We start from the raw sequence: 12,208 nt of genomic DNA, 5'->3' as shown, positions 1-12,208 counted from the left end.
TCTGAATCACTGTTCGGGGGAAATGTTATCAAAGCGGTTGTATGAGAATTGTAATCAGAATGTGATCCTCCTATACTGCCGCCAGGTCTCCGGATTACCCTGAAGTAGGAGCACCCAGCGTTATAAATGCGCGCCGTTTGAGCACAGAGGATGTTGATGTTTGAGCGCGTGACGTGTAAGGGTTTTAGGCTCTTAACGCTGTCTGATCCCCGCCCAGGCCCGGAGGAAGGAAAATAATAAGAGCTGTGTGGGCAAATACGTGAAAAAACAACGACCTGTCAACTTGGATCTGCAAACGATCCGGTTCCCCGTAACTGCGATAGCGTCTATCTTACACCGAGTCTCTGGCGTAATTACCTTCGTTGCCGTGGGTATCCTCCTCTGGCTGCTGGGCCTGTCACTCTCTTCCCAAGAGGGGTTCCTGCAGGCGGCCGCCATCATGAATAGCTTCATCGTCAAATTCATATTCTGGGGCATCCTTACGGCGCTGGCCTATCACATTTGCGGTGGCATCCGTCACTTGTTAATGGATTTTGGCTACATCGAAGAGAGTTTGGCCGCCGGTACCCGTTCCGCCCAGGTGGCGATCGGTCTGACCGTCGTGCTGTCAGTTCTGGCTGGAGTCCTCGTATGGTAAACAACGTTTCTGCATTAGGGCGCAACGGCGTGCACGATTGGCTGCTGCTGCGCGCTTCCGCTATCATCATCACCCTGTACGTCCTGTATATCCTGGGCTTCTTCGTCACGGCTCCGGAACTCACTTATGACATCTGGCGCGGTTTCTTCGCCACTTCCATTACGAAAGTGTTCACTCTGCTGACCTTGCTGTCGATTCTGGTGCACGCCTGGATCGGGCTGTGGCAGGTGCTGACGGACTACATCAAGCCGCTGGCGGTTCGCCTGGTGTTGCAGCTGGCTGTCGTGGTCGCGTTGCTGGTCTATTTACTGTACGGAACAATCGTAGTGTGGGGTGCTTAAATGAAACTGCCAGTCAGAGAGTTTGATGCCGTCGTAATCGGCGCCGGCGGTGCGGGCATGCGTGCCGCGCTGCAAATTTCCCAAGCGGGCTCGACCTGTGCCCTGCTGTCCAAAGTTTTCCCGACCCGTTCCCATACCGTGTCCGCACAGGGCGGCATCACCGTCGCGCTGGGCAACAGCCACGAGGACAACTGGGAATGGCATATGTACGACACGGTGAAAGGTTCCGACTATATCGGTGACCAGGACGCCATCGAATATATGTGTAAAACCGGCCCGGAAGCGATTCTGGAACTGGAACACATGGGCCTGCCGTTCTCTCGTCTGGACGACGGCCGCATCTATCAGCGCCCGTTCGGCGGCCAGTCGCTGAACTTCGGCGGCGAGCAGGCGGCGCGTACCGCAGCCGCAGCCGACCGTACCGGCCATGCGCTGCTGCACACCCTGTACCAACAGAACCTGAAAAACCACACCACCATCTTCTCCGAGTGGTATGCGCTCGATCTGGTGAAAAACCAGGACGGCGCGGTGGTCGGCACCACGGCTATCTGCATCGAAACCGGTGAAGTGGTTTACTTCAAAGCCAAGGCCACCGTGTTGGCGACCGGCGGCGCGGGCCGTATTTACCAGTCCACCACCAACGCCCACATCAACACCGGCGACGGTGTCGGCATGGCGCTGCGCGCCGGCGTGCCGGTGCAGGACATGGAAATGTGGCAGTTCCACCCGACCGGCATCGCCGGCGCGGGCGTGCTGGTGACCGAAGGCTGCCGCGGCGAAGGCGGTTACCTGCTGAACAAACACGGCGAACGCTTCATGGAGCGTTATGCGCCGAACGCCAAAGATCTGGCGGGCCGCGACGTGGTTGCCCGTTCGATCATGATCGAAATCCGCGAAGGCCGCGGCTGCGACGGTCCTTGGGGCCCGCACGCCAAGCTGAAGCTGGATCACCTGGGTAAAGAGGTGCTGGAATCCCGTCTGCCGGGCATTCTGGAGCTGTCCCGCACCTTCGCGCACGTCGATCCGGTGAAAGAGCCGATCCCGGTTATCCCAACCTGTCACTATATGATGGGCGGCATTCCGACCAAAGTGACCGGCCAGGCATTGACCGTGAACGAGAAAGGCGAAGACGTGGTGATCCCGGGGTTGTTCGCCGTGGGCGAAATTGCCTGCGTATCGGTGCACGGCGCCAACCGCTTGGGCGGCAACTCGCTGCTCGACCTGGTGGTGTTCGGCCGTTCCGCCGGCATGCACCTGCAGGAATCGCTGGAAGAGCAGGGCGTGAGCCGCGACGCCAGCGACTCCGACGTGGAAGCTTCGCTGGATCGTCTGAACCGTTGGAACAACACCCGTTCCGGCGAAGACCCGGTCGAAATTCGCAAGGCGTTGCAGTCTTGCATGCAGCACAACTTCTCGGTATTCCGCGAAGGCGATGCGATGGCCAAGGGCCTGGAAGAACTGAAAGTGATCCGTGAACGTCTGAAGAACGCACGCCTGGATGATACCTCCAGCGAGTTCAACACCCAGCGCATCGAATGCCTGGAGTTGGATAACCTGATGGAGACCGCGTATTCCACCGCCGTGTCGGCCAACTTCCGTACCGAGAGCCGTGGCGCACACAGCCGCTTCGACTACCCGGAACGCGATGACGCCAACTGGCTGTGCCACTCGCTGTATCTGCCGCAATCGGAAAGCATGACGCGTCGTGAAGTGAACATGCAACCGAAGCTGCGCCCGGCATTCCCGCCGAAAGTGCGTTCTTACTAATTGCGGAGATCGACAGATGAAACTCGAATTTTCCATTTATCGCTACAACCCGGATGTCGATGACGCGCCGCACATGCAGGACTACACCCTGGAAGCGGAAGAAGGTCGCGACATGATGCTGCTGGATGCGTTGATCCAGCTGAAAGAAAAAGACCCGACCCTGTCGTTCCGTCGCTCATGCCGCGAAGGCGTGTGCGGTTCCGACGGCCTGAACATGAACGGTAAAAACGGCCTGGCGTGCATCACCCCGGTTTCGTCGCTGCGCAAAGGCAACGGCAAGATCGTGATCCGTCCGCTGCCGGGCCTGCCGGTGGTGCGCGATCTGGTGGTGGATATGGGCCAGTTCTACACCCAGTATGAAAAGATCAAGCCATACCTGCTGAACGACGGCAAGAACCCGCCGGCGCGCGAGCACCTGCAGTCGCCGGAGCAGCGCGCCAAGTTGGACGGTCTGTACGAGTGCATTCTGTGCGCCTGCTGCTCGACCTCTTGCCCATCGTTCTGGTGGAACCCGGACAAGTTCATCGGGCCTGCCGGTCTGTTGGCGGCGTATCGCTTCCTGATCGACAGCCGTGACACGGAAACGCAAGAACGTTTAGATGATCTGGACGACGCTTTTAGTGTTTTCCGCTGCCATAGCATTATGAATTGTGTCAGTGTATGTCCTAAAGGCTTGAACCCGACGCGTGCTATCGGGCATATCAAGTCCATGCTGCTGCAACGCGGCGCATAAACGGAATGAGATGCTGCGCCGGGCTCTTTTCCGGCGCACATCCCATAGGGGAGGGAACCTCTAAAAACTGACCCGCGGCTGCGGCGCTATGCAGCCGGGTTCTTCCGCCGGTTTTTAGAGGTTCCTTGTAAGGGACCGCAAGGTCCATAACAGAACGTATCGGGCCGTCATGGCCGCAAGTACGTCGAGTGAACCGTTTTACGGCAAACCGTATTCATCACGGTAATTATGTTAACCACGGCGAAAACTAAAGCTTCAAAGCTTAAGGGATCATGATGCAGAACGGCGCAATGAAGGCCTGGCTGGATTCCTCCTATCTGGCGGGCGCGAACCAGTCTTACATAGAGCAGCTCTATGAAGACTTCTTAACCGATCCGGGTTCCGTTGAAGATAGCTGGCGTTCCATTTTTCAACAGCTACCAACCGCGGGTGTCAAACCCGATCAGCTTCACTCTCAAACGCGCGATTACTTCCGCCGCCTGGCGAAAGACTCCGCGCGCTATAACACCACCATCACCGATCCGGAAACCGACGCCAAACAGGTCAAGGTACTGCAGCTGATCAACGCCTTCCGCTTCCGCGGGCATCAGCATGCCAACCTCGATCCGCTCGGCCTGTGGCAGCGCGAGCAAGTTCCTGACCTTGATCCCGCTTACCACAACCTGACCGAAGCCGATTTCCAGGAAACCTTCAACGTGGGCTCTTTCGCCATCGGCAAAGAAACCATGAAGCTGGGCGATCTGTACGCCGCGCTGAAGCAGACCTATTGCGGGTCGATCGGTGCTGAGTACATGCACATCACCAACACCGAAGAGAAACGCTGGATCCAACAGCGCATCGAGTCGGTGGTGGGGCGCGCCAGCTTTACCGCCGACGAAAAACGCCGTTTCCTGAACGAGCTGACCGCGGCGGAAGGCCTGGAACGTTACCTGGGCGCCAAATTCCCGGGCGCTAAACGCTTCTCGCTGGAAGGCGGCGACGCGCTGGTGCCGATGCTGAAAGAGATGGTGCGCCACGCCGGTAAGAACGGCACGCGCGAAGTGGTGTTGGGCATGGCCCACCGCGGCCGTCTGAACGTGCTGATCAACGTGCTGGGCAAAAAGCCGGCCGATCTGTTCGACGAATTCGCCGGCAAGCATAAAGAACACCTCGGCACCGGTGACGTGAAATATCACCAGGGCTTCTCCTCCGACGTGGAAACCGAAGGCGGCATGGTTCACCTGGCGCTGGCGTTCAACCCGTCGCACCTGGAGATCGTCAGCCCGGTGGTCATGGGCTCGGTTCGCGCCCGTCGCGATCGTCTGGACGAAGCGCGCAGCAACATGGTGCTGCCGATCACCATCCACGGCGACGCCGCCATCACCGGCCAGGGCGTGGTTCAGGAAACCCTGAACATGTCTCAGGCTCGCGGTTACGAAGTGGGCGGCACCGTGCGTATCGTCATCAACAACCAGGTTGGTTTCACCACCTCCAACCCGCTGGATGCGCGCTCTACCGAATACTGCACCGACATCGCCAAAATGGTTCAGTCGCCGATCTTCCACGTTAACGCGGACGATCCGGAGGCCGTGGCCTTCGTCACCCGCCTGGCGTTGGATTTCCGTAACACCTTTAAGCGTGACGTAATGATCGATCTGGTCTGCTACCGTCGCCATGGGCACAACGAGGCCGACGAGCCGAGCGCCACCCAGCCGGTGATGTATCAGAAGATCAAGAAACACCCTACGCCGCGCAAAATCTACGCTGACGTTCTGACCGAGCAGAAAGTGGCCAGCCTGGAAGATGCCACGGAAATGGTCAACCTGTACCGCGACGCGCTCGACCGCGGCGATTGCGTGGTTGAAGAATGGCGTCCGATGAACCTGCACTCCTTCACCTGGTCACCGTACCTGAACCACGAGTGGGACGAAGAGTACCCGAGCAAGGTTGAGATGAAGCGCCTGCAGGAACTGGGCCGCCGCATCAGCACCGTGCCGGAAGCGATCGAAATGCAGTCGCGCGTGGCGAAAATCTACGCGGATCGCGCCGAGATGGCGGCGGGCAACAAGCCGTTCGACTGGGGCGCCGCCGAAACGCTGGCCTACGCCACCATGGCGGATGAAGGCATTCCAATCCGCATCTCCGGCGAAGACGCCGGCCGCGGTACCTTCTTCCACCGTCACGCGGTGGTGCACAACCAGAAAAACGGTTCGGTCTACGTCCCGCTGGCGAACATCCACAGCGGCCAGGGCGAATTCAAGGTCTGGGACTCCGTGCTGTCCGAAGAAGCGGTGCTGGCGTTCGAATACGGCTACGCGACGGCGGAACCGCGCACGCTGACCATCTGGGAAGCGCAGTTCGGCGACTTCGCCAACGGCGCGCAGGTCGTTATCGACCAGTTCATCAGCTCCGGCGAGCAAAAATGGGGCCGTATGTGCGGCCTGGTGATGCTGCTGCCGCACGGCTATGAAGGCCAGGGCCCAGAGCACTCTTCCGCGCGTCTGGAACGCTATCTGCAGCTGTGCGCAGAGCAGAACATGCAGGTGTGCGTCCCGTCCACGCCGGCGCAGGTTTACCATATGCTGCGTCGTCAGGCGCTGCGCGGTATGCGCCGCCCGCTGGTGGTGATGTCGCCGAAGTCGCTGCTGCGTCACCCGCTGGCAATTTCTTCGCTGGACGAACTGGCCAACGGCACCTTCCTGCCGGCGATCGGCGAGATCGACGACTTGGATCCGAAAGCGGTCAAGCGCGTCGTGCTGTGCTCCGGCAAGGTCTACTACGACCTGCTGGAACAGCGTCGCAAGAACGAGCAGAAAGACGTGGCCATCGTGCGTATCGAGCAGCTGTATCCGTTCCCGCATCAGGCCGTGCAGGCCGTGCTGGAGCAATACTCGCACGTGCATGATTTCGTCTGGTGTCAGGAAGAGCCGCTGAACCAGGGCGCCTGGTACTGCAGCCAACACAACTTCCGTGAAGTGGTGCCGTTTGGGGCTTCTTTACGTTACGCAGGACGTCCGGCCTCCGCTTCTCCGGCGGTGGGCTATATGTCCGTACACCAGAAGCAGCAGCAGGCTCTGGTGAACGACGCGCTGAATATTGACTAATGTTCGCTCGCTTGCCGGCCGAGGGGCCGGCAAGCAGATGATAAAAAACTTAAGGGAAAGCTAAATGAGTAGCGTAGATATTCTGGTTCCTGACCTTCCTGAATCGGTTGCCGATGCGACCGTAGCCACCTGGCACAAAAAACCGGGCGACAGCGTGCAGCGTGATGAAGTTCTGGTTGAAATCGAAACCGACAAAGTCGTGTTGGAAGTACCGGCCAGTGAAGCGGGCATTCTCGATGCCATCGTGGAGGAAGAGGGCGCGACCGTGCTGTCTCGCCAGCTGCTCGGCCGCATCCGTCCGGGCGACAGCTCCGGCAAGCCGACCGCTGAGAAGAGCCAGGAGAAAGAAGCCACGCCTGCGCAGCGCGCTACCGCGAGCCTGGAAGAAGAAAGCAATGACGCGCTCAGCCCGGCGATTCGCCGCCTGATTGCCGAACACGATCTCGATGCCGGCGCTATCAAAGGCACCGGCGTGGGTGGCCGCATCACGCGTGAAGACGTGGAAGCGCACCTGGCCAAAGGCGGCGCCGCTGCCAAACCGGCCGCCGCCGCTGAAGCCGCACCGCAGCCTGCTCTGGCCGGCCGCAGCGAAAAACGCGTGCCGATGACCCGCCTGCGCAAACGCGTCGCCGAGCGTCTGCTGGAAGCGAAGAACAGCACCGCGATGCTGACCACCTTCAACGAAATCAACATGCAGCCGATCATGGACCTGCGCAAGCAGTACGGCGAAGCCTTCGAGAAGCGCCACGGCGTGCGTCTGGGCTTCATGTCCTTCTACATCAAGGCAGTGGTTGAAGCGCTGAAGCGCTTCCCGGAAGTGAATGCGTCGATCGACGGTTCCGACGTGGTTTACCACAACTACTTCGACATCAGCATCGCGGTTTCTACCCCGCGTGGCCTGGTGACGCCGGTACTGCGCGATGTAGACGCCATGAGCATGGCTGACATCGAGAAGAAAATCAAAGAGCTGGCCGTTAAGGGCCGCGACGGCAAACTGACCGTGGAAGAGCTGACCGGCGGTAACTTCACCATTACCAACGGCGGCGTATTCGGCTCCCTGATGTCCACCCCGATCATCAACCCGCCGCAGAGCGCCATCCTGGGCATGCACGCCATCAAAGATCGCCCAATGGCGGTCAATGGTCAGGTGGTGATCCAGCCGATGATGTATCTGGCGCTGTCTTATGACCACCGCCTGATCGACGGTAAAGAATCCGTCGGTTATCTGGTGACGGTCAAAGAGATGCTGGAAGATCCGGCTCGTCTGCTGCTGGACGTCTAGTAACCCTTGCCGGGCGCGGCATGCCGCGCCCGCACTCTGTGCTATGTGGCCGGAAAACCATGCGGTTTGCCGCGTAATAATGGTCCGGCTAAAAACCTTCAGAACTGAATGGATAGAACATCATGAATTTACACGAATATCAGGCAAAACAGCTGTTTGCTCGGTATGGCATGCCGGCACCAACCGGTTACGCCTGTACCACTCCGCGTGAAGCAGAAGAAGCCGCATCCAAAATCGGCTCCGGCCCGTGGGTGGTGAAATGTCAGGTTCATGCTGGCGGCCGCGGTAAAGCGGGCGGCGTTAAAGTCGTCAACAGCAAAGAAGATATCCGTGCTTTCGCGGAAGCCTGGTTGGGCAAACGTCTGGTGACTTACCAGACTGACGCGCTGGGCCAGCCGGTTAACCAGATCCTGGTTGAAGCGGCGACCGACATCGATAAAGAACTGTACCTGGGCGCCGTCGTAGACCGCGCGACCCGTCGCATCGTGTTCATGGCGTCTACCGAAGGCGGCGTGGAAATCGAGAAAGTGGCGGAAGAAACCCCTGAACTGATCCACAAAATGACCATCGATCCGCTGGCGGGTCCACAGCCTTATCAGGGCCGTGAGCTGGCCTTCAAACTGGGCCTGACCGGTAAGCAAGTCAGCCAGTTCGCCAAGATCTTCATGGGCCTGGCGACGCTGTTCCTGGAGCGTGACCTGGCGATGGTTGAGATCAACCCGCTGGTGATCACCAAGCAGGGCGATCTGGTATGCCTGGACGGCAAACTGGGCGCCGACGGCAACGCCCTGTTCCGCCAGCCGGAACTGCGTGAAATGCGTGACCCTTCCCAGGAAGACGAGCGCGAATCCCGTGCGGCTCAGTGGGAGCTGAACTACGTTGCCCTCGACGGCAACATCGGCTGCATGGTTAACGGCGCCGGCCTGGCGATGGGCACCATGGACATCGTTAAACTGCACGGCGGCGAACCGGCCAACTTCCTGGACGTAGGCGGCGGCGCGACCAAAGAGCGCGTGACCGAAGCGTTCAAAATCATCCTGTCCGACGACAAGGTGAAAGCGGTTCTGGTTAACATCTTCGGTGGTATCGTACGTTGCGATCTGATCGCCGACGGCATCATCGGCGCAGTGGCCGAAGTGGGCGTTAACGTCCCGGTGGTGGTGCGTTTGGAAGGGAACAACGCCGAACTGGGCGCCAAGAAACTGGCGGACAGCGGCCTGAATATCATTGCTGCGACCAGCCTGACTGATGCGGCTCAGCAAGTTGTTGCAGCAGTGGAGGGTAAATAATGTCCATTTTAATCGATAAGAACACCAAAGTAATTTGCCAGGGCTTCACCGGTAGCCAGGGGACTTTCCACTCCGAACAAGCTATCGCTTACGGCACCAAAATGGTTGGCGGCGTAACCCCGGGCAAAGGCGGCACTCAGCACCTGGGCCTGCCGGTGTTCAACACCGTGCGCGAAGCGGTTGAAGCGACTGGCGCGACGGCCTCCGTGATCTACGTTCCAGCACCGTTCTGCAAAGACTCCATCCTGGAAGCGATCGATGCCGGCATCAAACTGATCATCACCATCACCGAAGGCATCCCGACCCTGGACATGCTGACCGTGAAAGTGAAGCTGGACGAAGCCGGCGTGCGCATGATCGGGCCGAACTGCCCAGGCGTGATCACCCCGGGCGAGTGCAAAATCGGCATCATGCCTGGCCACATCCACCTGCCGGGCAAAGTGGGCATCGTTTCCCGCTCCGGTACCCTGACCTATGAAGCGGTGAAACAAACCACCGATGCCGGTCTGGGCCAGTCCACCTGCGTGGGCATCGGCGGCGACCCGATCCCGGGCTCCAACTTCATCGATATCCTGAAGATGTTCCAGCAGGATCCGCAGACCGAAGCGATCGTGATGATCGGTGAGATCGGCGGCAGCGCTGAAGAAGAAGCGGCAGCTTACATCAAAGAACACGTCACCAAACCGGTTGTCGGCTATATCGCCGGCGTGACCGCGCCGAAAGGCAAGCGTATGGGCCACGCGGGCGCCATCATCGCCGGCGGCAAAGGCACGGCGGACGAGAAGTTTGCTGCGCTGGAAGCGGCGGGCGTGAAAACCGTTCGCAGCCTGGCGGACATCGGCGACGCGGTAAAAGCGGTGCTGAAGCGCTAAGAATTTAGTACGAAATAACAATATCTCGACATGTTTGGCCACCCATTGGGTGGCCTTTTTTATGGGTGAAGATCAGAAGTTGTTGAGCGCCTTGATCAAGGCGATCCGATCCTGCAGCCGGCGCTGTTGCACCGGATCCGCAGCGGCTTGCCGCTGCTGCTCCAGCGAGGTGAGGGCGGCGCGGTAATCGTCGGTGCTGCGGAACAGCGCGTCTTTGACATTGATCGACGCGATGTTGGTGTAGCGGCCGTCGTCGGTGGTCGGCACCTGGATAACGCCCTCATTGAGCAGCCGTTTGACGATCGCCCGCTGCGGTTCGTAACCCTCCATGCCGATCAGCTTCCAGCGCTGCGGCGGCACGCCCTGATAGTGGCCGTGTTTCACCTCCGTCAGGTAGCGCAGGGTCAGATGGCGAATAGTGCCTTCTTCTTCACCGTATTGCGCTTTGCTGTCGAACAGCACCGGGAAGGATTGCCCCGCCAGCGCGCCACCCTTTTGCGTCAGGTGGCCCATGCGGTAACTGTTCATGCCCAGGCGGATCGGCATATCGTCGGTGACCGGCGTGCCGTCCGTCAGACGCAGAGCGACGATGCGCGAGCCGGCAGGTTGGCGCAGGTCGATGGTGTAAGTGACGCCGTCGAAGAAATCGTTGGTGGAATATTTGGACGAACGCCGCGCCGGGTTAAAACTGTAGGTGACGTCGCCCGGATGCAGCTGATTGAAGTAGCCGGCGGACCACTCCATGTAGCGTTTAAGCGCTTTGCCGTTGAGCTGATACACGGTGATCTCGCCGCCGGCGTATTGGTAGTTAAAGGCGATGTCCTTGGCCTTGATGTCGCCGACGTCCAGCTTGGCGCGATCGTTGTCGATCTGCAGGGCGATCACCTGCGCCAGCGGCGCATAGTGGCGGGCGGCCTGCTGGAACAGCGCGCTGATGCCGGTGTCCTGCACGTGCACCTGGGGAATGCCGCGAAATTCGTCGGCGGGTACCAGATCGCTGCCGCTCAGCTTCGCCACGACCCGGTTGGCGTTGGCGCGCAAAATGTCATGGTACGGCTGGTAGAGCGCTTGCATGGCGCTGTCCGGCGACAGCCCTGTGATCGGGTAGGTGTAGCTGTTTTTGTCGATCAGTGTGAATTTGCCGTCGCGGCGTTCAAACTGCAGATCGATGCGCGACAGCGCGCGGCCGTATTTATCCGGCTCGGTGATGATGACGCCGTTAACCACCGCTTTGTCGATCTTCACATGCATATGGCCGGCGACGATCGCCGCCAGCTCCGGGTTGGCGTTGGCGATGTCGGCCACGCCGGTGCCCGGGCGCTGATTTTCGTTGTCGATACCCATATGCGCCACCAGCACGATGGCGTCGACCTGGCCGTCGATTTGCCGGATGACCTGTTTCACCGCCTGCACCGGATCGGTGAAGTTCAGCCCTTTGATGCGATCGGTGCCCTTGGCGAATTCTGCGGTCATCGGCGTGTCCATGCCGATAATGCCGATCTTCACGCCCTGACGCTCGACGATGGTGTAGGCGGGCAGATAGGGGTTGCCGTTGTCCCAGACGATATTGCCCGCCAGCGCCGCGCCCTTGAACTGCTTGAGCGAGGTGGCCAGCACCGGCAGGCCGAAGTCGAACTCGTGGTTGCCCATCACCCAGACGTCGTAATTGAGCGCGTTGAGGCCCAGCATCATCGGGCTGACGGCCTCATGCTTGAAGGTTTCGACGAAGTTGCCCTGAATGGTGTCGCCGGCGTCCACCAGGATCAGGTTAGGCTGCTCGGCCCGCACCGTTTTGACCTGGGTGGCTATCTGGCTCAGGCTGCCCGCCAGATTTTCCGTGTCGCCGGCATAGTCCCAGGGCACGAAGGTGCCGTGCAGATCGGAGGTGCCCAGCAGGGTGATATTTACCGTTTCGGCGGCCATGACGTTTCCCGAGAGTCCCAAGACAGAGGCAAAGATGATTTTTTTCATAAGTTATTGTCGCTCAATGAAATTTTAACATAAGTGGTCATTTTGCTACAAAATCGTAACCTTTACGATCCCATCGCGAGAAATAGACTAATATTGGAGAGAGATTTGTTGTTTTGTGACTGCTGTCACTGTCACGGCTTATTGGAAATAAAAGGTTAATTATGTCGCATAATAAGCGCGTAATAATACAATGGCGGTTCTTTTAAATTACATTTATTTAACACAAAAATATC

At 59.2% G+C, this 12,208-nt stretch carries 9 protein-coding genes; 8 read left to right on the top strand and 1 reads right to left on the bottom strand.

The features are described from left to right. Positions 1–247: 247 nt before the first annotated feature. The 8 genes from sdhC (at position 248) to sucD (ending at position 10,004) form a co-directional block, all read left to right on the top strand. The gene (gene sdhC / locus M6G53_RS08955) at positions 248–637 is read left to right on the top strand and encodes a succinate dehydrogenase cytochrome b556 subunit (protein ID WP_004939893.1); all 390 of its coding nucleotides are present in this window, start codon (positions 248–250) and stop codon (positions 635–637) included. Further along, the gene (gene sdhD / locus M6G53_RS08950; protein ID WP_253330608.1) at positions 631–978 is read left to right on the top strand and encodes a succinate dehydrogenase membrane anchor subunit; all 348 of its coding nucleotides are present in this window, start codon (positions 631–633) and stop codon (positions 976–978) included. Before sdhC ends, sdhD begins: the two co-directional genes overlap by 7 nt. Then, a complete protein-coding gene (gene sdhA, locus M6G53_RS08945; protein WP_015376974.1) occupies positions 979–2,745 on the top strand; it encodes a succinate dehydrogenase flavoprotein subunit in 1,767 nt (588 codons plus the stop codon). A 16-nt stretch (positions 2,746–2,761) separates the two neighbouring features. Then, positions 2,762–3,478, top strand: coding sequence for a succinate dehydrogenase iron-sulfur subunit (locus tag M6G53_RS08940; RefSeq protein WP_015376975.1), 717 nt, complete (start codon positions 2,762–2,764; stop codon positions 3,476–3,478). Positions 3,479–3,753: 275 nt separating this feature from the next. Beyond that, positions 3,754–6,561, top strand: coding sequence for a 2-oxoglutarate dehydrogenase E1 component (sucA, locus tag M6G53_RS08935; RefSeq protein ID WP_004939884.1), 2,808 nt, complete (start codon positions 3,754–3,756; stop codon positions 6,559–6,561). A 64-nt stretch (positions 6,562–6,625) separates the two neighbouring features. Next, positions 6,626–7,843, top strand: coding sequence for a 2-oxoglutarate dehydrogenase complex dihydrolipoyllysine-residue succinyltransferase (gene odhB, locus M6G53_RS08930; RefSeq protein ID WP_033637469.1), 1,218 nt, complete (start codon positions 6,626–6,628; stop codon positions 7,841–7,843). A gap of 122 nt (positions 7,844–7,965) precedes the next feature. Next, positions 7,966–9,132 (top strand): ADP-forming succinate--CoA ligase subunit beta, encoded by a 1,167-nt coding sequence (sucC, locus tag M6G53_RS08925; protein ID WP_015376978.1) that lies wholly within the window; start codon positions 7,966–7,968, stop codon positions 9,130–9,132. Beyond that, on the top strand, positions 9,132–10,004 hold the full coding sequence (sucD, locus tag M6G53_RS08920) for a succinate--CoA ligase subunit alpha (protein ID WP_004939878.1): 873 nt from the start codon (positions 9,132–9,134) through the stop codon (positions 10,002–10,004). Before sucC ends, sucD begins: the two co-directional genes overlap by 1 nt. Before the next feature lie 72 nt (positions 10,005–10,076). On the opposite strand, the gene M6G53_RS08915 is transcribed toward sucD, so the two are convergent. Further along, a complete protein-coding gene (locus M6G53_RS08915) occupies positions 10,077–11,975 on the bottom strand; it encodes a bifunctional metallophosphatase/5'-nucleotidase (protein ID WP_253330606.1) in 1,899 nt (632 codons plus the stop codon). Positions 11,976–12,208 lie beyond the last annotated feature (233 nt).

The sequence above is a fragment of the Serratia nevei genome (assembly GCF_024160145.1).
Lineage (GTDB): Bacteria > Pseudomonadota > Gammaproteobacteria > Enterobacterales > Enterobacteriaceae > Serratia > Serratia nevei_A.
This window is presented reverse-complemented; position numbering and strand designations above follow the sequence as displayed.

Coding starts and splice junctions, on each gene's coding strand:
- sdhD (WP_253330608.1), top strand. CDS start 631: ATGGTAAACAACGTTTCTGCATTAGGGCGCAACGGCGTGCACGATTGG.
- sdhA (WP_015376974.1), top strand. CDS start 979: ATGAAACTGCCAGTCAGAGAGTTTGATGCCGTCGTAATCGGCGCCGGC.
- M6G53_RS08940 (WP_015376975.1), top strand. CDS start 2,762: ATGAAACTCGAATTTTCCATTTATCGCTACAACCCGGATGTCGATGAC.
- sucA (WP_004939884.1), top strand. CDS start 3,754: ATGCAGAACGGCGCAATGAAGGCCTGGCTGGATTCCTCCTATCTGGCG.
- odhB (WP_033637469.1), top strand. CDS start 6,626: ATGAGTAGCGTAGATATTCTGGTTCCTGACCTTCCTGAATCGGTTGCC.
- sucC (WP_015376978.1), top strand. CDS start 7,966: ATGAATTTACACGAATATCAGGCAAAACAGCTGTTTGCTCGGTATGGC.
- sucD (WP_004939878.1), top strand. CDS start 9,132: ATGTCCATTTTAATCGATAAGAACACCAAAGTAATTTGCCAGGGCTTC.
- M6G53_RS08915 (WP_253330606.1), bottom strand. CDS start 11,975: ATGAAAAAAATCATCTTTGCCTCTGTCTTGGGACTCTCGGGAAACGTC.